Here is a 22127-nt window from a genome sequence, read left to right as displayed (position 1 = left end):
ACGCGCACCATAAGGATATTGCCAGCAGCGAAAAAACTACTGTATAAATAACCATGTCAAACACCCCGGAGACCTCGCCATGCTGGTGCACCTGTCCGTACACAACTACGCAATCGTTGAGCATCTCGATCTAGAGCTCGAGCGCGGCATGAGCGTGATCAGCGGCGAGACCGGGGCCGGTAAATCAATCATGCTTGACGCACTTGGCCTGACCTTAGGCGACCGGGCAGACAGCGGTGTTGTGCGCCCCGGCGCTGACAAAGCCGACATCCTGGCCAGCTTTGATCTGGATGACATTCCCGAAGCCCGCACCTGGCTAGCCGAGCGCGACCTCGACAATAACGGCCCGTGCATCTTGCGCCGCGTAATCACAGCTGAAGGCCGTTCACGCGGCTACATCAATGGATCGCCATGCCCGCAAGCCGATCTAAAGGCGCTGGGCGAGTTGCTGATTGATATTCACAGCCAACATGAGCATCAATCACTGCTTAAAGCTGAAACTCATCGACGCTTACTTGATGAGTTTGCTGGCAGCCAAGAAATTTCTCGCCAAGTGTCGCTGGCAGCGCAACGCTGGAAGCAAACCAAGAATGAACTGGAGCGCATCTCCAACATCGGAGATGAACAACGCTCGCGCCATCAATTGCTCAGCTATCAGCTTGAAGAACTCGACAACCTTGCGTTGGTCGACAACGAACTGGAACAGCTTGAGCAAGAACACAAGAACCTGACCAATGCGGAAAGCCTGCTCAGCGCCTGTCGCCAGGTTTTGGAGCTGTGCAGCGAGAGCGATGCAGGCAACGTGTTATCAGCGCTGACTGGCAGCCTCAACCGGCTCAGCAGTTTTCAAGGCCAGCCCGGCGCACTGACAGAAGCGAGCAACATGCTCGCCAATGCACAAATCCAGGTTGAAGAAGCCGTCGGCGAACTAAACCGCTTTATTGATCACTTCGATGCTGATCCAGAGCGCCTGCAAACGCTCGAAGAGCGCCTCGACGCTATTTATACATTGGCTCGCAAACACCGGATTCAGCCCGACCAGCTACCGCATATGCAGCAACAACTGTTCGATGAAATCGAGACACTCAACGCTGACGACCAAGCAGTTGAACGCCTGAGCGAAGAGCTCAGCGCATTTGAGCGGCATTATCAAGAAAAGGCCGCCGAACTAAGCCGCCTGCGCAACAAAGCCGCCGAGAAGCTCGGCAAAGCGGTAGAAAAGGAAATGCAAACCCTGGGCATGCCTGGTGGACGCTTCAGCATCAAACTGCATGCCAGCAGCAGCCCAGAGCCACACGTTAACGGTATGGAACAGGTTGAGTTTCTGGTAAGCGCCAACCCCGGCCAACCGCTCAAAGGCCTGGCTAAAGTTGCGTCGGGCGGTGAGCTGTCACGTATCAGTTTGGCAATTCAGGTAATCACCGCCCAAACCTCAAGGGTACCAACGCTGGTATTCGACGAAGTTGACGTGGGCATTGGCGGCCCAACTGCCGAGGTCGTCGGCCAACTGCTGCGCCGCTTGGGTGATCGCGGACAAGTATTGACCGTTACCCACCTGCCACAGGTTGCAGCGCAAGGCCATCAGCACCTGTTCGTCCACAAAGCACGCGGCAACGACGCCACTCGCACCGCAGTCAGCAAACTGAGCAATGAACAACGGGTAGAAGAGATCGCCCGAATGCTAGGCGGTGTTGACCTGACCGATGAATCCATCGCCCACGCCCGACAAATGGTCAGCAGCGCCCAAGCCTGAACACACTTACACCGCTCAACAGGCCATAAAAAAGGCGACCAACAGGCCGCCTCTTTAAATCACACACGCGAACAAACCGCGTGGCGTAAGAAATCTCCGGGTAAAACCCCAAAGGATTCCTCAGGTTTTTTTACGTACGTAGAGCACCAAATTGTGGTCTACCAGCTCAAAACCATGTTCCTTTACAATTTCTTTTTGGCGTTTTTCGATTTCGCTATCGAAAAATTCAATCACTTCACCCGTTTCCATACAAACCATATGGTCGTGGTGTCCTCCGTCAGCCAGCTCAAACACGGCATGACCGCCATCAAAGTTATGACGAACAACAAGACCTGCGGCCTCAAATTGCGTCAATACCCGATAAACAGTGGCCAAACCAACGTCCTCACCCGCCTCCATCAGAGACTTGTAGACATCTTCTGCACTCATGTGGCGTTGACCCGCTGAGTCCAGCATTTGCAGGATCTTAACCCGTGGTAGGGTTACTTTCAGGCCAACCTTGCGTAGTTCGTTATTTTCAACCATGGTCTGCTTTCTCGAGGAAGCGGTTTCGCAGCTTCCCTTATTACGGGTATGATCGGGGTTTACGTTGCCCAGCCAAGATAGTGGAAGTCACGCACCGATGCAAAAAACCAAGCTCCTGCTGACCAGCCTCACCTTTACGGGGCTCATCGCACTCGCCGGTTGTTCATTCCCCGGGGTTTATAAAATCGACATTCAACAGGGCAATGTCGTCACACAAGACATGATAGACCAGTTGCGCCCAGGAATGACCCGCAAACAAGTGCGGTTTATTATGGGCAACCCGCTGATCACCGATACATTCCATGCAAATCGCTGGGATTATCTGTACAGCATGCAGCCAGGTGGTCGCCAGCGTTTGCAAGAACGCGTGAGTCTTATGTTTGACGACAATGACCAACTCACCGGTTTAGCTGGCGACTTTATGCCAGGCGTTAGCCGTGACCAGGAAATCATGGGCGATGAGCCTGCGACGACTGTCACACCAGCTGACGGCAGCACAGAGCAGCCAGAGACTGAGGCACCGAAAGCCGACGAAGAGCCACCGGAACCGGGCTCACTACTGGAGCAAATCCAGAAGGATGTCGACAGCGCAGAACCTGCAGCTGTGCCTTCTCCTGAGCCACTGGACACCGAATAAAGGCTGCCAGCCGCCAGACACAAAAAAACCGGTGAAAACCGGTTTTTTTGTTACTTAAACCAGGTGAGTGACGCTTTTATCATCAATCACTTGGCTTATTTATCAAGTATTGGCTGGCAAGCTTCGCGTTGCCACCCTACTCTCTTGCAGCCTCTTCCTTGGCCTTGGCTGCTTTGGCGGCGCGCTGTTTGCGCACCTCTTTAGGGTCAGCGATCAAGGGTCGATAGATTTCAACTCGCTCGCCATCCTCCATCACCCGCTCTTCAGGCTTGGCGACGGCTTTACCAAATATGCCCAACGGGCTGTTGGCTAAATCAAGACCAGGAAAATGCGTCTGCATACCCGATTGCTCGGCAGCCTGGCGCATTGTGGTGCCATACGGCAGGCTCAAGCGCAGCAGCTTTTGCTTATCAGCCAAGGCATACACCACTTCCACCACAATGCTTCTGCTATCCATAAAGCGAGCTACCCGTATAAATTTTTAGCACGCTGGCAGAACGCATCGACCAAGGTGTTTGCTGCCTGATTGAACAGCGGCCCCAATGTCGCACGGACAATCGAACCCGCGTAATCGAAGGTCAGATCAAGGCTGATTTTACAGGCCTTATCACCCAGCGCCTTGAACTCCCAACGTCCATGAAAATGATTGAACGGACCATCTTCGAGGTTCAACTCGATCGACTGCCCCGGCACCAAGGTGTTACGCGTGACAAAGCGCTGACTAAAGCCTGCCTTGGCCACTTCAAGACTGGCGACCATCAGTTCATCGGTAACTTCAAGCACCTCACTGGACGAACACCAGGGCAAGAACTCCGGATATTTAGCCACATCATTGACCAAGTCATAGAGCGCCTGCGCCGGGTACGGCAACAGCGCCGAACGCTGAATATGCGTACTCATAAACCAACAACTACATGCAACACGAACATAATTCTCACTTAGTCAGCTCTGCAACAAACACAATCAAAACACCAATCGGTGCCACAACGCGAATCAGCCACAGAGCGATATTGAACAACAGCGGGCTTTTGATCGATAACTCATCACGCACTGTTTCCCGAGTCATAACCCAACCCGCGAACATGGCGAAAGCCAAACCACCAACAGGCAGTAAAATACGGCTGGTGAGGTAATCAATCCCCTCAAAGAAGTTTTTTCCGCCTTCCGCGCCCCACTGAAACAGGTGAAAGCCGTCTTTGGCAAATACAAAGAACTTAGCATCTGCGCCAACATTGAACGATAGCACCGTTCCCATGCCGACTACCCAGCAGAAAACAGCCAATACGCTGGTCACGGCCGCACGGCTGCGTCCGGTACGCTCAACAAAGTAGGCCACTGCTGGCTCGAGCATGGAAATAGACGAACTCCAGGCGGCCAATGCAACCAACACGAAGAACACCAAGCCCATGACCTGCCCGAATGCCACATTGCCGAAGGCGATCGGCAAGGTGACAAACATCAGCCCGGGGCCACCGCCGGGCTCAAGGCCAGCAGCAAAAACAATTGGGAACAAAGCCAGGCCAGCAGTCAGTGCGACCAAGGTATCAAGCAGGCCGACCGCGAGCACCGTGGCACCAATTGAAGATTTTTTCGGCATGTAAGAGCCGTAAACCATGATCGAACCCACGCCCACGCTGAGCGTGAAGAAGGCATGCCCCAGCGCCGCGAGAATCCCGCCTTGCACCTTGCTTGGGTCAAAGTGAAAGAGAAAATCAAAGCCCTGCATGAAATGCCCGGTGGTGAAGCTGTAGCCGAGCAGGATCAGCAACAACACGAACAGCATCGGCATCATGATCCGCAAACTGCGCTCAAGCCCAGCCACCACGCCCTTGGCGATCACAAAACCCGTGCCGATCATGAATAGCGTATGCCACAGAGTCAGGCGCCAAGGATTATCAGTAAGGCCACCAAATGCCGCGCCTGCGCCTTCGGCGCTGATGTCAGTGAAATCGCCACGTCCCATGCTGATGATGTAATCCAGCGACCAACCCGCAACCACGCTATAGAACGACAAGATCAGCAGAGCCGCGACCATGCCGATCACCGCTGCGACTGACCAATAGCGCGAACCGCCAGATTCCATGGCCAAATTGCGCATCGAATTGACCGGGCTTTGCCGCCCACGACGACCAATCAAGGTTTCAGCCAACATGATCGGCAAACCGACCAAGGCAATGCACACCAGATACATGGCCACAAAGGCGCCGCCACCGTAAAGGCCGGTCATGTAGGGGAATTTCCAGATATTACCCAATCCAACCGCCGAACCAGTGGCCGCCAGAATAAACACCCAGCGGCTGGCCCAAGCGCCGTGAATCGAGACTTTATCGTTTGCCATGTGTGGCTAGCCTGCTGTGCTGACAAAAAAGATCGCGCATTGTCCGAGATAACGCGAGGCGGCTCAAGCGTGCATGGCCCGCGCCCGGGGTTTGTATGCGATGACGACGCAATCAATTAATCAATTGTCGTGCATCAGCAGATAGCGCGAGCGCGTTCGACTCCCTATAATGCGCCGCCTATGGCTAAACAAAAGAAACAGAACGAAAACACCATCGCGCTTAACAAGAAAGCGCTGCATGACTATTTCATCGAAACCAAGTTCGAAGCTGGGCTCGCGCTCGCCGGCTGGGAAGTGAAAAGCATGCGTGCCGGCAAAGCTCAGTTGACCGACAGTTATGTGCTGTTGAAAAACGATGAAGCTTGGCTGATGGGCTGTCACATCACCCCGCTCACAACTGCAAGCACCCACGTGATCGCAGACCCGACACGCACCCGTAAGCTTTTGCTCAACAAGCGCGAGCTTGAAAAGCTCTTCGGCGCAGTCAACCAGAAAGGCTATACCTGTGTCGCGCTGTCGATTCAGTGGAAGGCGCACCTGGTCAAGTGCACCATTGCACTGGTGAAAGGCAAGAAAGACTTCGACAAACGTCACACCGAGAAAGAACGTGATGCTGATCGCGAAGTCCAGCGCGCCATGCGCACCAAAGGTAAAGAATAAGCTTGGCTTGAGCCCTTTCAGCCAAGCCGCGAGCTAGGTCAACTGCGTCGAACGGCGCTGCGCCCTGGCTTCGCGCTGCACCTGCTGCTGCACCTCGGCGAGCACTTCCTGCACATAATCAATGTGCTGATTAGACAACGCCCGCGCCTCATCGGCACGCCCGCCAATAATCGCCTCGTATAACGCCCGATGCTGATTAATCAGCATGTCCCGGGTTTCGCTGCGCTGCTCATACATGCCGCCGATATTGGTCACCACGTTGCGCTTGAGCAAGTCAAACAGGCCGCGAATGGTGTGCAGCAACACCGCGTTGTGGCTCGCTTCGGCAATAGCCAAGTGAAACTGTGCGTCGGCCGCGCCCTCTTCTGCACGGGTTACCTTGCCGCTACGGTTGTAGCAATCCTGCAGCGCCTCAAAGGCATTTTTCAGACGCTCCAGATCAAGCTCGGTGGCGCGCATTGCCGCGTAATAAGCACATGAGCCTTCCAGCGTATGACGAAACTCAAGCAAGTCACGCTGCGCCTCTGGATTACTTTCCATCAGCAACAACAAAGGGTCACTAAAGGTTGAGCCCAGTGTTTGCGCGACATAGTTGCCACCCCCCTGACGGCTGACCAACAACCCTTTGGCAACCAGTTTCTGGATCGCCTCTCGCAGCGACGGCCGCGAAACGCCGAAACGTTCGGCCAACACCCGTTCCGCTGGCAAACGTTCGCCGACCTTCAGCGACCCTTCAAGAATCATGGTTTCCAGTTGCGCCACGATGTCATCACTGAGACGTCGCTGACGCAGTGGTCCAACTTCCATACATAACCTCACTGGTTTGACCACTTAGCCTTGTGGCTCGCGCCACGGGCACAAGCCTATATCGTCGCCTTTAGTCGCACAACAACATGCTATCCGACCTAAGTATTAGTCACGGCGTTTGACACTCAGCTCCGCTACTTTTAACCTGACCGCTGCACTTTGTAAATTGGTCTTACCAATTATCACTGCGTTTAATAACAATAATTTGAGGTTCGTCATGATTGCTGCGCTAAACAGCCACTCTGGTTTGCACCTCACACGTCACACCTACGCGCTACTGAGCGGAGATTTCAGATGAATTCCGGTGTACTCGCTTTACTTGCTTTCTCGCCTATATTGCTCGCCGCCATTTTGTTGATCGGCCTGCGCTGGCCAGCCAAACGGGCCATGCCTTTGGTGTATTTGCTGACCGCAGCGGTCGGTTTACTGGCCTGGGACATGAGCTTCAACCGTATTCTGGCTTCGACCCTGCAAGGTCTGCTGGTCACTCTTGGCCTGCTGTGGATTATCTTCGGCGCAATCTTGTTGCTGAACACACTCAAGCATTCTGGCGGCATCACCGCGATCCGCGCTGGCTTTGCCACCATCAGTCCTGACCGTCGCATTCAAGCGATCATCATTGCCTGGTTGTTTGGTTGCTTTATCGAAGGCGCGTCAGGCTTTGGTACACCGGCGGCGATTGCCGCACCACTGCTGGTTGCGATTGGCTTCCCAGCCATGGCCGCGGTGCTGATGGGCATGCTGGTGCAAAGCACACCGGTATCGTTCGGCGCAGTTGGTACGCCGATTATCGTCGGTGTCAGCACCGGTCTGGACAGCCATGTGATTGGCGCGCAACTGCTGGAACAAGGTTCTTCATGGGCGCAGTTCCTGCAACTGATCACCAGCGAAGTGGCGATCATTCACGCCATTGTCGGTACGGTGATGCCGCTGTTCATGGCGATGATGCTGACCCGCTTCTTTGGTCAGGAGAAAAGCTGGAAAGCCGGTCTGGAAGTCCTGCCATTTGCGCTTTTCGCGGGCTTGGCCTTCACCATTCCTTACGCCTTGACCGGCGTATTCCTCGGCCCTGAATTCCCCTCCCTGATTGGCGGCCTTACCGGTTTGGCGATTGTCACCAGCGCGGCGCGCATGGGTTTTCTGGTACCGAAAACCGCTTGGGATTTTGCCCCGGCCAAAGACTGGCCTGCCGAATGGATCGGCACAGTCGAAATGAAACTGGACGAACTGACCCACAAGCCAATGAGTTCACTGCGTGCCTGGTTGCCTTACGTGCTGGTTGGCGTATTGCTGGTGATCAGCCGCGTATTCCCGGATGTTGGCAACGCACTCAAAGCAGTGGTGATCAACTTCCCTGATTTACTGGGTGAAACGGGCGTCAGCGCTAACTTCCAGCCACTATTTCTGCCCGGCGGTATTCTGGTCGCCGTAGTGCTGGCAACCTTCTTCCTGCACGGCATGAAGGTGCGCGAGCTGACTGCTGCGGTGAAAGAGTCCAGTTCAGTATTGCTCAGCGCGGGTTTTGTCTTGCTCTTCACCGTGCCGATGGTGCGCATTCTGATCAACTCAGGGGTTAATGGTGCCGATTTGGGTAGCATGCCAATCGTTATGGCGCGCTGGGCTGCAGATAGCGTAGGCGGGATTTACCCATTGCTCGCACCAAGTATCGGCGCACTGGGTGCATTTATTGCGGGTTCCAACACCGTCAGCAACATGATGTTCAGCCAGTTCCAGTTTGGTGTTGCCACGAGCCTTGGTTTATCGAGCGCACTGATTGTTGCGGCCCAAGCCATTGGCGCGGCAGCCGGTAACATGGTGGCCATTCACAACGTCGTGGCGGCATCTGCAACCGTCGGCCTGCTAGGCCGCGAAGGCAATACACTGCGCAAAACCATCTGGCCTACGCTGTACTACGTGCTATTCACCGGCATCATTGCCATGATTGCCGTGTATGGTTTGGGTATCAGCGATCCACTGCTGGCCACACAGTAAGCGCTTCAATACAACATGCCCAACCCTGCTGGGCATGTTGTCGATAGAGACGTTATGCATATAAAAGCGCGCGCAACTCTGTGCACGCAAAGTCGAGGACAGCGCCCGCCTGGCAAGCTCCTCATAATCAATATCAAAGGGTGCTTTATTGATGATTATCTCGGCCTCTACCGATTACCGCGCAGCAGCCCAACGCAAACTACCACCGTTTTTGTTTCATTACGCAGACGGCGGCGCTTACGCCGAACACACCCTACGCCGCAACGTTTCCGACCTGGCTGACATCGCCCTGCGCCAGCGAGTGCTGCGAAATATGTCAGAGCTCAGCCTGGAAACCACGCTGTTCAATGAAACCTTGTCGATGCCCGTGGCAATTGCTCCCGTCGGTTTATGTGGCATGTTCGCGCGGCGCGGCGAAGTTCAAGCGGCGCGTGCAGCTGACGCAAAAGGCATCCCATTTACTCTTTCGACTGTGTCGGTGTGCCCGATCGAAGAAGTTGCACCAGCGATCAACCGGCCCATGTGGTTCCAGTTGTACGTGTTGAAAGACCGTGGCTTCATGAAAAACGCCCTTGAACGTGCCAAGGCTGCCGGGGTGACTACATTGGTGTTCACCGTTGATATGCCAACACCGGGCGCCCGCTACCGTGATGCGCACTCGGGCATGAGCGGCCCGAACGCAGCGGCACGGCGCATGCTGCAAGCCGTGACGCACCCTTCTTGGGCATTGGATGTTGGCTTGCTGGGTCGCCCCCATGATTTGGGCAACATCTCGACTTATCGCGGCAACCCAACCGGACTGGCTGACTACATCGGCTGGCTGGCGAATAACTTCGACCCATCGATTTCATGGAAAGATCTGGAGTGGATCCGTGATTTCTGGGACGGCCCGATGATCATCAAGGGCATCCTCGACCCGGAAGATGCCAAGGATGCAGTCAAATTTGGCGCCGACGGCATTGTCGTCTCCAACCACGGCGGCCGTCAGCTCGACGGTGTGTTGTCCAGCGCACGCGCATTGCCAGCCATTGCTGATGCAGTGAAAGGCGATCTGAAAATCCTCGCTGACTCGGGCATCCGCAACGGCCTCGATGTGGTGCGCATGGTCGCCTTGGGCGCTGACTGCGTAATGCTCGGCCGCGCATTCCTGTACGCACTTTCGGTAGCCGGTGAGGCTGGCGTGCGCAACTTGCTCGACCTGATCGAGAAAGAAATGCGCGTAGCAATGGTGCTGACTGGCGCTAAATCCATCAGCGAGATCAGTGCTGAGTCACTGGTGCGTGAACTAGGCCGCTAAGCCCTGGATAAAACTTAAAAAAGCGGAGCAATGCGGCTGAAAGCAGCCTCATTGCTACCGCTTGAATACCGCTCAACCACCGATGATTCACGGAGCTCGCATGAGCCTGCCTGCTGCATTCCTGACTGAAGTTAAACGCCTGATTCCGGCCGAGCGCCTGTTTGATGACCCGCTGTCTACGCTGGCATTTGGCACGGATGCCAGCTTCTACCGGCTGATTCCCAAGCTGGTGGTGCGCGTAGAATCAGAGGCAGAAGTCGTCGATCTATTGAAGTTTGCGAGCGCGCATCAAGTCGCGGTGACATTCCGCGCGGCGGGCACTAGCCTGTCTGGCCAGGCGCTGAGCGACTCAGTATTAATCGTATTAGGTGACAACTGGAACGCTCGCGAGGTGCGCCAGCAAGGGGCGCAGATCCGCCTGCAACCCGGCGTCATCGGCGCACAGGCCAATCTAGTTCTGGCACCGTTTCAACGCAAAATCGGCCCAGACCCGGCTTCAATCAATGCTTGCAAAATCGGCGGGATCGTCGCCAACAACGCCAGCGGCATGTGCTGCGGCACAGCGCAAAACAGCTACCAGACACTCGCCGGCATCCGCTTGGTACTGGCTGATGGCAGCGTGTATGACAGCGAAGACGAAGCCAGCGTTACCATCTTTGAACGAAGCCATGCCGAACTGCTTGCACAGCTTAAAGAACTGGGCCGTCAGACCCGCGCCAATACCGAGCTGGCGGCGAAGATTCGCCACAAGTATCGGCTGAAAAACACCACCGGCTTATCACTCAACGCCTTGGTCGATTTCGATCAACCACTGGATATCCTCAGCCATCTGATGGTCGGTTCCGAGGGTACGCTGGGGTTTATCAGCGCAGTTACTTACAACACGGTGCCGGATCACCCGTACAAAGCCAGCGCCTTGATCGTATTCCCGGATGTCGAGACCTGCTGCCGCGCGGTTACCGTACTGAAAAGCCAGCCGGTGTCGGCAGTCGAGTTACTTGATCGGCGCAGCTTACGCTCGGTAGAGAATCAAAAAGGCATGCCCGATTGGGTCAAGTCGCTATCGGCCAATGCCTGTGCATTATTGATTGAAGCGCGCGCCGCCGGGGACAGCTTGCTAACCGAGCAACTTAGTCAGATCAGCGCATCCATCAGCCATTTCCCAGTCGAAAAACAAGTCGACTTCAGCAGCGACCCACTGGTCTACAACCAGCTGTGGAAGATCCGCAAAGACACCTTCCCAGCCGTTGGCGCCGTCCGCGAGACAGGCACCACGGTCATCATCGAGGACGTCACCTTCCCGGTTGAACAGCTTGCCGAAGGGGTCAACCGCCTGCTCGAACTGTTCGACAAGCACGCCTACAGCGAAGCCATCATTTTTGGCCACGCACTCGAAGGTAACCTGCACTTCGTCTTCACCCAAGGCTTTGACTTGCCCGAACAAGTCGCCCGCTATGAAGCCTTTATGCAAGACGTTGCTCAATTGGTGGCGGTGGAGTTCGGCGGCTCGCTCAAGGCTGAACACGGAACTGGGCGCAATATGGCGCCCTTTGTTGAATTGGAGTGGGGCCGCGACGCACATCAATTGATGTGGCAGATCAAGCGCCTGCTTGATCCGCAAGGCATCCTCAACCCAGACGTCGTGCTCAGCACTGACCCGCAGATTCATTTGAAGAACCTGAAGCCACTGCCAGCTGCCGACGAAATAATCGACAAGTGCATCGAGTGCGGGTTCTGCGAACCGGTCTGCCCTTCAAAAGGCCTGACCTTGAGCCCACGCCAGCGCATCGTTATTTGGCGTGATATTCAGGCCAAACAACGCGCAGGCATTGACACCACGGCGCTGGAGCGCGATTACCATTACCAGGGTATCGACACCTGTGCGGCCACCGGCCTGTGCGCACAACGCTGCCCTGTTGGCATCAACACAGGTGATTTAGTACGTAAGTTGCGCGCCAAAGAGGCAACACATACCCGCAGCGCAAACTGGCTCGCCGACAATTTTGAAACGGCTCTGAATGGCGCGCGGGCCACGCTGACACTGGCCAATGGAGTGCGCAAGTTTCTCGGCGCGCCACGCCTGCAAAGCCTCTCAGCCAGCTTGAGCCGTATATCCAAACAACGTGTTCCACAGTGGACGCCTGCCATGCCGCAAGCTGTTCGCCCCATACGCGTGCACCCGCCAACAAATGACGCACGCCCCCGCGTGGTTTATCTGGCCGCTTGCGTATCACGGGCGATGGGCACTGCATTTAGCGACAGTGAACAAATGCCGCTAATCGACAAAACGCGCAGCCTGCTGGAAAAAGCCGGGTATCAGGTTGTATTCCCCGAAGCTCAGGAAAACCTCTGCTGCGGCCAGCCGTTCGCGTCCAAAGGCTACGCCGAGCAAGCTGAGCGTAAGCGTGCTGAGTTAGTCGATGCGTTGCTCAAAGCCAGCCGTGGTGGGCTTGATCCAATTTACTGCGACACCAGCCCTTGCACGTTGCGCCTGATTCAAGACGGCATCGATCCACGGCTAAATGTAAATGATCCGGTCAAGTTCATCCGCGAGTATCTACTCGATCGTCTGGAGATAACTCCACAAAACAAACCCATTGCTTTGCATGTGACCTGCAGTACACAGCACTTGGGCGAGGCGCAAGGTTTGATCGACATAGCCAAACGCTGCTCGACCCAAGTAGTGATCCCAGAAGGTATTCACTGCTGCGGCTTTGCTGGCGACAAGGGTTTCACTACCCCAGCACTAAACACACACGCACTGCGCAGCCTGAAAGATGCAGTACAGCTCTGCGACGAAGGTATTTCGACAAGCCGCACCTGTGAGATTGGCCTGAGTGAACATGCCGGCATTGATTATCACGGCCTGGTTTACTTGGTTGATCGCGTTTCGCGACCACGCTCAATTTAAGCCTGCCCCGCATGCTTTCCGAAGGAGAGCGTGCGGGGCTTAGGTAGCGAATTACGGGCAAGAACACCCAGGCCAGACCTTTGAAAAAATCTGAACTTTCAATTGGCGTGTGGAGTCATTTTCTGTGAGCTCTTAAGAAAATGGCTTGAGAAACCCCGCACATGCGACTCACTGTAATGAGTCCGCTCGCGAGATTCACCATTGAAAAGGATGACTATTATGAAACGTATCTCAGCTTTCGTTATCGCAGCCGCCCTGACAGCACCTGTCTTCGCCGCTGATGATCTATGTGACGTAAATCTGCAAAAGCTCGCTGACAACTCCGCCATCACCAGCACGCTTGGCTCACCGCTAAAAGAGCAGGTTGAAGAGCACGTGAATGCGGCAAAAGAAGCCAAAGCGGCTGGCGATTTAAAAGCATGCAGTAGCCATACAGAACAAGCACTGCAGATGCTTAAAGGCCCAAGCGGCGACACCAACACCGACGCAGGCTAATCACGGCCAAATGGCAGCCATTCAGGCTCACTCCTGAATGGCTGCCTTCATCGTTGAGTATTCAACCGCAGCCTAATATTCAAACGCAAACTAATGTTCAACCACAAACAACCTGACACTCGGTAGCTTGCAGCTATCGCCGGATGTTCAGCGTTTCCCAGCTGTAATTTTCCCACTGTAAAAAGCGTCTCGACCCTGCGTTGATGACTTTTAATGTATCGAGATGTCCGGGAAGAATAGACACCACTGCGTCACCCGAATAAGGTGGATCACTCTCATGTGAGAACGCCTAAGTAAGGGGTAACTATGAAAATCCAAGTCAATAGCGATAACCACATCGACAGCACTAGCCGACTGGAGGATTGGGTCCGCAGTACCGTTGAAGGCGCACTCGCGCACTATGACGAGCACCTTACTCGCGTTGAAGTTCACCTCAGCGATGAAAACGGCGACAAGCCTGGCCCGGATGACATGCGCTGTCAGATGGAAGCTCGACCCAAAGGCCACCAGCCGGTTTCGGTCTCTCACAAGGCAAGCTCTCTGGATCAAGCCGTTGAAGGCGCGGCCACCAAGCTCAACCACGCGCTCGAACATATGTTCGGCAAACTGCGAAACAAACGTGCAGGCGCCAATGCACTGGCCACTGATGAAACCTCAGGCAATACAGATGCCCTGCTTCAGGAAGAGTTTCTGGAAAACGATCAAGCTCTGCACAGCTAATCAATAGCCATGTTTTAGGCATTGAGCATCAGTGCTGAAACGATCTGAAAAGGGTGGAACCGCATAAGCGCTTCCACCCTTTTTAATGGACTTCCCCCTGTGGCACATGCTTACGGCCGCGCGACCTGACTGGTGACATCCAGTGATGACAGCAGCAAGCGGCGCAGCGTTTTGAGCGTTATCGGCTTGGCCATGCACGCTTGAGCACCAAGGCCGCGTGCCTCAGCGAATACCCGCTCATCAGAGTGCGCGCTTATGACAATCACCGGGAGTCCAGTGAACGCAGGGTTGCCATGGATCTGGCGCAATAGAACAAGCCCTTCAGCAGCAGTCGGTAAGTCAAGGTCTAACAGCAATAGACTTGGCAGCTCTTCATCAAGCGCGACCAACGCTTGCTGCGCAGTATTAACCCCGCGCACATCAGCTAAGTTTTGCATCACTTCTGTGGCCAGCTTCAAGCTAACCTGACTGCTGTCAACGCACAGCACTGTCGGCGTTTTCAGCGCGAGTAAGCTGTGTTGGTGAGTTAAATCTGGTTGGCCCGCGCTCTGCAAGTCGATCCAGAAACAACTGCCCTTCCCTTCCTCGCTGTCTACCCCGATCTCTCCCCCCATCAAGTTGGCCAGCTCGCGACAAAGCACCAACCCTATGCCTGTGCCTGGGATGTTCGAACTCTCACGACCAAGCCGCTGGAAGGGTTCAAACAGTTGCCTGATCTGGTCCTTACTGAGGCCATCACCATTGTCACTCACCCATAACCTTACCGAGTCAGAGCGCAACTCGTAACCAAGCTTGACGGTACCTTTTGGCGAGTTGTACTTGATCGCATTGGACAAAAAGTTAAGTAACACCTGACGAACGCGTCGAGCATCCGCGTGAACATATAACGAAACATCCTTGCCAATTTCAACGTCGATATTCAGCTCGCGACGTTGCGCTTCAGGCAGCAGTAATTCCGCGCAGCCGTGCAGCAGGCCAGAAAGTTCGACCGACTCCATGTGCAATTGCTGGGTGCGGCTTTCAATGCTCGACAGATCAAGAATGTCATCAACCAATGAGGTCAGATGACGGCTTGCGTTGACAATCTCCTGCGCATAATCAGCCTCTTGCTGGCGGTCGCTTTTATCCTGCGTCTCGAGTTCAATTAACTGGGCAAACCCTTGAATCGCATTGAGTGGTGTACGCAGCTCATGGCTCATGCTCGACAGGAAACGACTCTTGGCCTGGCTTGCAGATTGAGCCTCCAATGTAGCGTTGCGCAGCTCCTCCTGGGCAAATTTCAGGCGGGTAATATCAACATGTGTCCCCGCAATACGAACTGCATAGCCATCTTCATTACGCTGCAAAACCTTGCCGCGACTCAGCAACCACACGTAGTTACCCGCTGCGTCTGCATAACGGTACTCGGCCTCGAAGCGCTCTTGATCACTGTGCGCAAACTGCTCACGCAAATGGCGTATACGCTCCACGTCATTGGGGTGCATACGCTGATTGAAATCCGTAAAGGAGATGACATTATCTGGCAGCCCAAAGCGCGTGCGAAACCGCTCACTGATGCGAATCGTCAACAAATGATGGTCTACTTCCCACAAGCTCTCGGTCGTACTTTCAAGCACCAGCTGCAAGATGCCTTGCGCTTCCTGACGCTTGAGTTCACTCGCTTGCAACTGCTCCGCCGTCTGCAGCACCGCAGTTGAAATTGACTCCAACTCACAGATCTCACTGCGTACCGCTTGCAACTCATATTGGCCGCCTCCCAGCTGCCGAAGCATTCCCACGATAGAGTCAATCGGCGTGAGCAACAGAGCACTCAAACGCTTGGACCGCAGCCACATCCAGCCGAAAAACAGTAGGTAAAACAGCAGTAAGCCCACGATCATCAGATAGCCAATACTCAGGTAATGGCTGGCAATGCGATTGGCTTCACGGAAGATATTGACCTCATCAACAACCAGAAGCAGTTTCCAGCCAGTTTGTTTAACCTCGCTCCACGCCACTAACTGTTTACGACCGTTTAGATTGGTCTCGGTTACTGCGCCATTGCCTTGCGTAATAGCGGCCAACAGTGGCTGCATGTCTTCGCGCCCGGCCAAGCTAAAACGTTTGGGTTTCAAGACTTCAGCACTTACCGCTCCGCTGTACGAAGCCTCGGTAAGCTCTGCTAAACCGAAGTCTTGCTCACCGGCTTTAGGCAGCGCCATGATGATATTTTCAGGACCGACCAACACGGAGTACCCTTCCCAAGGCACAATCAAATCGCTGATTTCTTCAATCAACTCACTGACCGTGACATCGAGCCCAACCACACCCTCCAAAAAATCACCCCGGTACACTGGCGCGATAGCTGACATCACCCAGCCTTGGCCTGCTGGATCGAGGTAAATATCGGTCCAGACTGTTTTGCGCTCAGGGTTATGCGCGGCATCGGCCTTGTAGTAGAAACTGAACTTGGTCATGTCGAAATCACGCGGGTAGACCGCAAGTGAATCGATAGAGGGGTAAATCCGGTTGTAGCTGTCCCACGTATTGAAATACGCCGCTGCCACAGTCGAATTCGCAGCGTGAATGGAGCGCAGAAGGGGGTCAATCTGAGCTAAACGCAGGACCTTGTCATGATCCTGCTGTTGCAGTGGGGTCAGATTCGAATAGAAGGATGAAGCGCGGCCAAGGTCAGGTTCTGAGTAGTAGATCCCTTCCGGACTGGTTCTGTAACGCTTTCGCTCGACTTCATCAGGTTTGAAGTCTTTATCCTGCAGCGCTTGCTGAGCAGCATCACGCAATAGCTCAACCTGAACCTGCACGCCTCGCAACCGGCTTTCGATAACCTGCCGCTCACGGTCAACGGAAGTAGACAACTGGCTAAGCGCACTGTCGCGCAGGTAGCCAACTTGGGCCTCTCGTATGGCCGAATTGCTTAGCATGTAAACAGCAATTAGCACGCACTCAACCAGCACCAGCGGAATCAGCGAGCTCTGTACAAATGCCCGCCATATCCACTGGCGCAATGGATACGGCGATACTCGTGATGACATACCCTTGCCTCTTCCCGAAGACCCAATGTCTAGCAAACCCCATCATACATGCATCAGGCAGGGCGACTCAGCAATCGAAGTATTGGCGGTCGACGCACACAGGCGCTTTGTCGTACACTAGAGGGGTCGTAAAGACGCACCACAGTTTCGGGGCCGATTAGGATTCGACGCCGGTAGCGAAACTCGAGGGGCATGCCGAGTGGGTAACAGAACTCGTAAATCCACTGTTGCAAACTTTATAATTGCCAATGATGACAATTACGGTGCTCAACTAGCTGCGTAAGCAGCCTAGTCGCACTTCTGGTAGCTTCGGCTCCAGCAATCATTAGGGGATGTCTGTAAACCCGAAATGATTGTCATATAGAACAGAATCGCCGCGTAGTACGTTGTGGACGAAGTGGCTAAAACTTACACAACTCGCCCAAAGCACCCTGCCCGTCGGGCGGCCAAGGGTTAACTTAATAGACACGGCTAAGCATGTAGAACCGACAGCGGAGAACTGGCGGACGGGGGTTCAAATCCCCCCGGCTCCACCATTATTACATCTAAGGACGTCCACGGACGTCCTTTTTTGTGCCTGAAACCCAGTAAAAACGGGGTTTTAAGCACCAGCAGAGTCCATTAGCGTCCAGCAAGATCTATGTCTTTTGGTATTCCAGATGGTATTCCAAGCCTTCAAATGCTATTTTTTGGAATACCAAAACATCTCGTGGAATACCAATGTGCGCTCAAGCTACTCGCCTTTCTGAACTCAAGATCAGAACCGCCAAGCCTTTAGAGAAGGATTACGTCCTAGTCGATGGCGATGGCCTTCAGATGCGAGTGAGAACTAATGGCTCTAAGCTATGGAATTTTAACTACTACCACCCTGTAACCAAGAAACGTATCAATATGGGACTTGGCGCATACCCTGAGCTGTCTCTTTCTCAAGCACGAAAAATGACCATTGCGGCAAGGGAGCTCCTGGCTACTGGTATTGATCCGAAAGAGCAGCGAGATACCCTGAAGCAGGCTAAGAAGGCTGAAACCGAGCATACTTTTCAGAACGTAGCGACGGCTTGGTATGAGCTCAAAAAAGACTCGGTTACGCCAGCTTATGCTGAAGATATCTGGCGCTCGCTGACGCTGCACGTCTTCCCTGATTTAGGCACCACACCGATCTCAGCCATCAGTGCGCCACAAGTTATCAATCTGCTTCGGCCACTCGAAACCAAAGGCAGCCTTGAAACTGTTAAACGGCTGTCGCAGCGACTCAACGAAATCATGACCTACGGTGTTAACTCAGGGCTGATTCACGCAAACCCACTTAGCGGGATTCGCTCCGTCTTCAAAAAACCGAAAAAGAAAAACATGGCGGCACTTGCTCCAGATGAGCTGAAAGAACTCATGGTGGCAATTGCCAATGCAAGCATAAAAAGAACCACGCGCTGCCTGATCGAATGGCAGCTCAACACCATGACCCGCCCAGCAGAAGCTGCGACTACCCGCTGGGTCGACATCGATTTCGAAAAGCAAATCTGGACGATTCCTGCTGAACGCATGAAAAAGCGCCGCGCACACATTATCCCTCTCAGTGAGCAAGCCTTGGCATTGCTAGAAGCAATCAAGCCCTATAGCGGGCACCGAGAGTACGTATTCCCTGCAGACCGTAACCCTCGAACCCATTGCAACAGCCAGACCGCTAACATGGCGCTAAAACGTATGGGTTTCAAAGATCGCCTGGTAAGCCATGGCATGCGCTCAATGGCCAGCACCATTCTCAACGAGCACGGCTGGGATCCTGAACTGATCGAAGTGGCGCTTGCGCATGTTGATAAAGACGAGGTTCGCAGCGCTTACAACCGGGCAGACTACATCGAACGCAGACGTCCGATGATGACCTGGTGGAGTAAGCATATTCAGCATGCCGCCACTGGTAGCTTGTCAGTAGCAGCAACCCAGGAAAACCGGGAAAGAAAAGTCGTACAAATTCGTTGAGCGGACAGACAATATATACACGCGCTTCATCTTGATGAACGATTTACCTGCCTAACGCCTAGTGGCGATACTTGTGTATACCACTACAACGATTAGGTGAAGCGCTTCCTACGGTGCTCATGGAAAGCTCAACATAACCGATGCAGCATTTGGGCGGGTTCCAGAATTTCAGGGCTGGAACTTCCGTAATCGACCAAAGGTGTAACCCATATTGCCCAGTTCTTGCTGCAATGCCTCCACCTTTTCCTTAAGTGCCTGCTGGTTAAGATTGAGCGCCAAACGAAACTGTTGATCCTGCTTGGTTTCAATTAACAGGCCGCGCTCGCGGACCAGTAGCCAGCCATCCTGAATATAACCGTGAACCTGACGAACGTCGGACAACTTTATCTTTTCCTTAAACTGGGCAACATGATCCACTTTAGCCTGAACATGGATGCCGTCTTTACGGAACTCGACGGATATTTCACCAATACTTTCTGGCCTATCCGGTGTAGAGAGCCACTTAATCAGTAGATATAAGGCCGAGAACGGTCCCACGACAAGAATTGCGTACTTAGGACCTGCAAGGCCACTTATACCCATTAATAGGAGAATGGCTATAATCCAATAATACGAGAATTGAGCAGCTTTAACTTCTGTATTGCGCGTGGGACTGTGATAAGCCTTTATAAGGTCAGCACCGATTTTGCTCATTCCGTTAATGTCCTTCTCTGACCCGAGGTGATAGCGATCGAAACCATCGATTTTGGGCGTGGATTTAATGCACAAAACCGTTATCGATAAACCGACAAAAAAACACTACATGACAAACCTAACAAAAATTAAAACCCAAGTTTATCGGGAAAAAACGAGACGGGCGGATGCGTGTTTTTCCACTCTTCAGCAAATACCTTGGCTTGTTCTAATTCTTCAGGCGTCATCTTGGCGGCGATTTCAGGCATTACATCATTAATATAATCTAAAGCAGTACCACCGCCGTCTAATACTTTAAGCAGCGACAATAAACCATACCCTTTAACCCGATCAAGCGGATAGCCTAGCCTGTCAGGATTATGAGCCAAGTATGAACCGTAGTTTATTACTCCATCGACTAACCCTGTTTCTGCTGCTTTCTTTGTCCAATAACGAGCACCTTCCATATCACCATCTTTTTGAAGCTCTCCGGCATATGCAAACACCCCCTTTGGAAATCCACCTTCAGCACTGGCCTTGACCCATTTTTTGACAGCAGCGCTTCGGTTCCAAGGCAAGAAAAAACCTTCACCATCAAAATAACGTTTTGCTAAAGATAATTGTGCCCGTGGATAGCCTGCCTCAGCAGCTTTTTCCAACCACTCAATTTCAGTAGTGGCGTTATACATAATCATCATCGCCTCACCGTCGCCTTGCTCAGCTAATGGGCGAGCGGTGTTCCAGAGCATTTTCAACCAGTCTCCAGGTTCTTTAATATCTGCCGGACAATTACCCATAACCGAACATAAGTCACTGCCGGAAGTCGCCAACCTGAACATTGCGTAATAGTCGCCTTGATTAGCAGCAGCGATATACCACTTACTGGCTTCTTTCGTTACATATCGATGCTCTAGGCGTATATCCTCACCTAGATAAAACTGAGCATCTGAATCACCTGCTTCAGCTGCTATCAACAAATCGTTGTAAGCTGGCTTGTATTGATTAAAGAGAGTGATACCACGTTCTTTAGCCGCTTGCTGCTCTGGACTAAGTTGTGCATAGGCCATATTGACTACAGCTAATATCAACGCAGCAGCCGAAATAAATTTCTTTAAAAACATAGCACTCACTTTTATATAACTCATTGAGACGGCCCAATATATTCCGCTCGGCCTGCCGGGATGAATGTTCGCCCATAATAACTGCTGCGCTGACAGAAACCGTCCTTCAAGCCCCCCAGTTCAGTAGTATAAATTTTATATTTCTCTCGCATTCTATAATTTTGCTCAGCTTGCGACCCAACATTAGCCACTGCAACAGCCATAAAATTATCTAGCGCCAAACGATTTTCACAATAAATCTGACCAGCATCTGCAGGCTTAGTACCAAAGCGATTCATGCGAGTGCATGCTTCTTCAAATTGGCGCTGGGCTTCAGTTAACTTGCCAGTCGCTTGGGCTTGCCTTGTAATCCATCCTAAAATCCGTTCAATTGCTTGCTGTTGCAGCAGATGACACTCTGTCTCCGAGTACTCTCGAGTCACCTCTTTTGGCTGACCATCAACAATCACTGTGTCGGTTATAGAAAACGCCTCTGGCGGGCTAATCAGTGTCATTAACATTGGCCCCAGTGCTTCTGGAATAGCTTCGACAAACCACCGCTCAAGTTCCGCAGGCTTTCTGTAAGTCATGATGCCATGTGCAATTGGCCCGCCTTTGCCGCCTCGCGTCAGGGCTTCGTACAGGGAAAAAGCCATGTCCATCATGTAGACCATTTTTATGTCGAGCCCTACTGCAGCAAGCAGGTTGAGCATCGACATCATCCCAAATGCCTCACTGGTGACCCAACCCAGTGGGCGATATTGATTCTCTCGTAGTTCGCGGCGAAATATATTAATCAGTTCGGCAACTGCTTCGTAACCGACCTCAAAGCTAAATACCCCATCCACGCCCGGCCCTGCAATAACGGCGGCTTTGATGGTAAGAATCAAACGGTTATTTTGCAGCGAGATGCTTAGCTCGGCCTTGGCGCCGATACCGGCAGCAATACTAAGGTTCGCCCCCAGTCGCGCCAAACTCAGCCACTGATTATCTTGCGCTACAGCGTTAGCATCTGCCCCAGCTAATGGGGCGCTACGCAATATGGCTAAATCCGCGGGTGGCGCCCAATTGACCGCGCCGGTTATCTTGATACCGGCTTGCACCCCCGCGAACACATTGAACTGTGCCTTGACGCCATCGTCCACACGCATACCGCCCGAACCACTCGAGACAGGCTGGCTGACATGAGTGCTGTTGACGGTGCCAGGCGT

General features: G+C 53.3%; 17 protein-coding genes, 1 other RNA gene and 1 pseudogene. 10 read left to right on the top strand and 9 right to left on the bottom strand.

Translation table 11 applies throughout. The annotated features are described in order from the left end of the window. Positions 1–79: 79 nt before the first annotated feature. On the top strand, positions 80–1753 hold the full coding sequence (recN, locus tag ACN0UH_RS15395) for a DNA repair protein RecN (protein ID WP_417662882.1): 1674 nt from the start codon (positions 80–82) through the stop codon (positions 1751–1753). A gap of 120 nt (positions 1754–1873) precedes the next feature. Here the strand turns inward: recN and fur are convergent, their stop codons facing one another. Then, the gene (gene fur / locus ACN0UH_RS15390; protein WP_417662881.1) at positions 1874–2278 is read right to left on the bottom strand and encodes a ferric iron uptake transcriptional regulator; all 405 of its coding nucleotides are present in this window, start codon (positions 2276–2278) and stop codon (positions 1874–1876) included. A 97-nt stretch (positions 2279–2375) separates the two neighbouring features. Here fur and ACN0UH_RS15385 point away from each other — a divergent pair, with 97 nt between their 5' ends. Then, a complete protein-coding gene (locus ACN0UH_RS15385; protein WP_417662880.1) occupies positions 2376–2915 on the top strand; it encodes an outer membrane protein assembly factor BamE in 540 nt (179 codons plus the stop codon). A gap of 136 nt (positions 2916–3051) precedes the next feature. Here the strand turns inward: ACN0UH_RS15385 and ACN0UH_RS15380 are convergent, their stop codons facing one another. Genes ACN0UH_RS15380 through ACN0UH_RS15370 form a run of 3 tightly spaced genes read right to left on the bottom strand, consistent with a single transcriptional unit; the run spans position 3052 to position 5253 of the window. After that, on the bottom strand, positions 3052–3372 hold the full coding sequence (locus ACN0UH_RS15380) for an RnfH family protein (RefSeq protein WP_417662879.1): 321 nt from the start codon (positions 3370–3372) through the stop codon (positions 3052–3054). Positions 3373–3380: 8 nt separating this feature from the next. Then, complete coding sequence (locus tag ACN0UH_RS15375; protein ID WP_417662878.1) at positions 3381–3815, bottom strand: type II toxin-antitoxin system RatA family toxin; 435 nt, start codon at positions 3813–3815, stop codon at positions 3381–3383. Positions 3816–3849: 34 nt separating this feature from the next. Continuing rightward, entirely contained in the window at positions 3850–5253 is a 1404-nt protein-coding gene (locus ACN0UH_RS15370) for a sodium-dependent transporter (RefSeq protein ID WP_417662877.1), read from the bottom strand. A gap of 180 nt (positions 5254–5433) precedes the next feature. On the opposite strand from ACN0UH_RS15370, the gene smpB reads away from it, so the two are divergent. Then, positions 5434–5913, top strand: a complete 480-nt coding sequence (gene smpB, locus ACN0UH_RS15365) for an SsrA-binding protein SmpB (RefSeq protein WP_339516273.1) — start codon at positions 5434–5436, stop codon at positions 5911–5913. A gap of 33 nt (positions 5914–5946) precedes the next feature. Here smpB and ACN0UH_RS15360 read toward each other — a convergent pair whose 3' ends face one another. Continuing rightward, positions 5947–6720, bottom strand: a complete 774-nt coding sequence (locus tag ACN0UH_RS15360; protein ID WP_417662876.1) for an FCD domain-containing protein — start codon at positions 6718–6720, stop codon at positions 5947–5949. A gap of 294 nt (positions 6721–7014) precedes the next feature. On the opposite strand from ACN0UH_RS15360, the gene ACN0UH_RS15355 reads away from it, so the two are divergent. From ACN0UH_RS15355 to ACN0UH_RS15335, 5 genes are all read left to right on the top strand, one after another. After that, positions 7015–8712 carry an L-lactate permease gene (locus tag ACN0UH_RS15355; protein ID WP_417662875.1) on the top strand — a complete coding sequence of 566 codons (1698 nt, stop codon included), beginning with the start codon at positions 7015–7017 and terminating at the stop codon, positions 8710–8712. Between the two features lie 151 nt (positions 8713–8863). Continuing rightward, positions 8864–10009 (top strand): FMN-dependent L-lactate dehydrogenase LldD, encoded by a 1146-nt coding sequence (lldD, locus tag ACN0UH_RS15350; protein WP_010487521.1) that lies wholly within the window; start codon positions 8864–8866, stop codon positions 10007–10009. Between the two features lie 100 nt (positions 10010–10109). After that, the gene (locus tag ACN0UH_RS15345) at positions 10110–12920 is read left to right on the top strand and encodes an FAD-binding and (Fe-S)-binding domain-containing protein (protein ID WP_417662874.1); all 2811 of its coding nucleotides are present in this window, start codon (positions 10110–10112) and stop codon (positions 12918–12920) included. A gap of 219 nt (positions 12921–13139) precedes the next feature. Continuing rightward, positions 13140–13415: a hypothetical protein gene (locus ACN0UH_RS15340; RefSeq protein ID WP_417662873.1), complete on the top strand. Its 276-nt coding sequence runs from the start codon at positions 13140–13142 to the stop codon at positions 13413–13415. A 306-nt stretch (positions 13416–13721) separates the two neighbouring features. Then, entirely contained in the window at positions 13722–14135 is a 414-nt protein-coding gene (locus ACN0UH_RS15335) for an HPF/RaiA family ribosome-associated protein (protein ID WP_417662872.1), read from the top strand. A 110-nt stretch (positions 14136–14245) separates the two neighbouring features. Here ACN0UH_RS15335 and ACN0UH_RS15330 read toward each other — a convergent pair whose 3' ends face one another. Beyond that, positions 14246–17167: an ATP-binding protein gene (locus ACN0UH_RS15330; RefSeq protein WP_417662871.1), complete on the bottom strand. Its 2922-nt coding sequence runs from the start codon at positions 17165–17167 to the stop codon at positions 14246–14248. Positions 17168–17316: 149 nt separating this feature from the next. Here ACN0UH_RS15330 and ssrA point away from each other — a divergent pair. Both ssrA and ACN0UH_RS15320 read left to right on the top strand, forming a co-directional pair. Then, positions 17317–17703, top strand: a transfer-messenger RNA (tmRNA) gene (gene ssrA / locus ACN0UH_RS15325). A 184-nt stretch (positions 17704–17887) separates the two neighbouring features. Next, positions 17888–19144 (top strand): integrase domain-containing protein, encoded by a 1257-nt coding sequence (locus tag ACN0UH_RS15320; RefSeq protein ID WP_417662870.1) that lies wholly within the window; start codon positions 17888–17890, stop codon positions 19142–19144. 168 nt (positions 19145–19312) lie between these two features. On the opposite strand, the gene ACN0UH_RS15315 is transcribed toward ACN0UH_RS15320, so the two are convergent. The 3 genes and pseudogenes from ACN0UH_RS15315 to ACN0UH_RS15305 form a co-directional block, all read right to left on the bottom strand. Further along, on the bottom strand, positions 19313–19837 hold the full coding sequence (locus tag ACN0UH_RS15315) for a hypothetical protein (RefSeq protein ID WP_417662869.1): 525 nt from the start codon (positions 19835–19837) through the stop codon (positions 19313–19315). A gap of 128 nt (positions 19838–19965) precedes the next feature. Beyond that, entirely contained in the window at positions 19966–20961 is a 996-nt protein-coding gene (locus ACN0UH_RS15310; RefSeq protein WP_417662868.1) for a tetratricopeptide repeat protein, read from the bottom strand. Continuing rightward, positions 20958–22127, bottom strand: a pseudogene (locus ACN0UH_RS15305) (hypothetical protein); the annotation flags it as partial. The pseudogene ACN0UH_RS15305 and the gene ACN0UH_RS15310, both read right to left, overlap by 4 nt.

Origin of the sequence: Pseudomonas sp., from assembly GCF_048265905.1 — a bacterium.
In the GTDB taxonomy this organism is placed as follows: domain Bacteria; phylum Pseudomonadota; class Gammaproteobacteria; order Pseudomonadales; family Pseudomonadaceae; genus Aquipseudomonas.
This window is presented reverse-complemented; position numbering and strand designations above follow the sequence as displayed.

Bases quoted from the DNA above. Each gene is read 5' to 3' on its own strand.
- ACN0UH_RS15335 (WP_417662872.1), top strand. From the start codon at position 13,722: ATGAAAATCCAAGTCAATAGCGATAACCACATCGACAGCACTAGCCGA.
- smpB (WP_339516273.1), top strand. From the start codon at position 5,434: ATGGCTAAACAAAAGAAACAGAACGAAAACACCATCGCGCTTAACAAG.
- ACN0UH_RS15380 (WP_417662879.1), bottom strand. From the start codon at position 3,372: ATGGATAGCAGAAGCATTGTGGTGGAAGTGGTGTATGCCTTGGCTGAT.
- ACN0UH_RS15355 (WP_417662875.1), top strand. From the start codon at position 7,015: ATGAATTCCGGTGTACTCGCTTTACTTGCTTTCTCGCCTATATTGCTC.
- ACN0UH_RS15360 (WP_417662876.1), bottom strand. From the start codon at position 6,720: ATGGAAGTTGGACCACTGCGTCAGCGACGTCTCAGTGATGACATCGTG.
- ACN0UH_RS15385 (WP_417662880.1), top strand. From the start codon at position 2,376: ATGCAAAAAACCAAGCTCCTGCTGACCAGCCTCACCTTTACGGGGCTC.
- recN (WP_417662882.1), top strand. From the start codon at position 80: ATGCTGGTGCACCTGTCCGTACACAACTACGCAATCGTTGAGCATCTC.
- lldD (WP_010487521.1), top strand. From the start codon at position 8,864: ATGATTATCTCGGCCTCTACCGATTACCGCGCAGCAGCCCAACGCAAA.
- ACN0UH_RS15375 (WP_417662878.1), bottom strand. From the start codon at position 3,815: ATGAGTACGCATATTCAGCGTTCGGCGCTGTTGCCGTACCCGGCGCAG.
- ACN0UH_RS15340 (WP_417662873.1), top strand. From the start codon at position 13,140: ATGAAACGTATCTCAGCTTTCGTTATCGCAGCCGCCCTGACAGCACCT.
- ACN0UH_RS15370 (WP_417662877.1), bottom strand. From the start codon at position 5,253: ATGGCAAACGATAAAGTCTCGATTCACGGCGCTTGGGCCAGCCGCTGG.
- ACN0UH_RS15320 (WP_417662870.1), top strand. From the start codon at position 17,888: ATGTGCGCTCAAGCTACTCGCCTTTCTGAACTCAAGATCAGAACCGCC.
- ACN0UH_RS15330 (WP_417662871.1), bottom strand. From the start codon at position 17,167: ATGTCATCACGAGTATCGCCGTATCCATTGCGCCAGTGGATATGGCGG.
- ACN0UH_RS15310 (WP_417662868.1), bottom strand. From the start codon at position 20,961: ATGAGTTATATAAAAGTGAGTGCTATGTTTTTAAAGAAATTTATTTCG.
- fur (WP_417662881.1), bottom strand. From the start codon at position 2,278: ATGGTTGAAAATAACGAACTACGCAAGGTTGGCCTGAAAGTAACCCTA.
- ACN0UH_RS15345 (WP_417662874.1), top strand. From the start codon at position 10,110: ATGAGCCTGCCTGCTGCATTCCTGACTGAAGTTAAACGCCTGATTCCG.
- ACN0UH_RS15315 (WP_417662869.1), bottom strand. From the start codon at position 19,837: ATGAGCAAAATCGGTGCTGACCTTATAAAGGCTTATCACAGTCCCACG.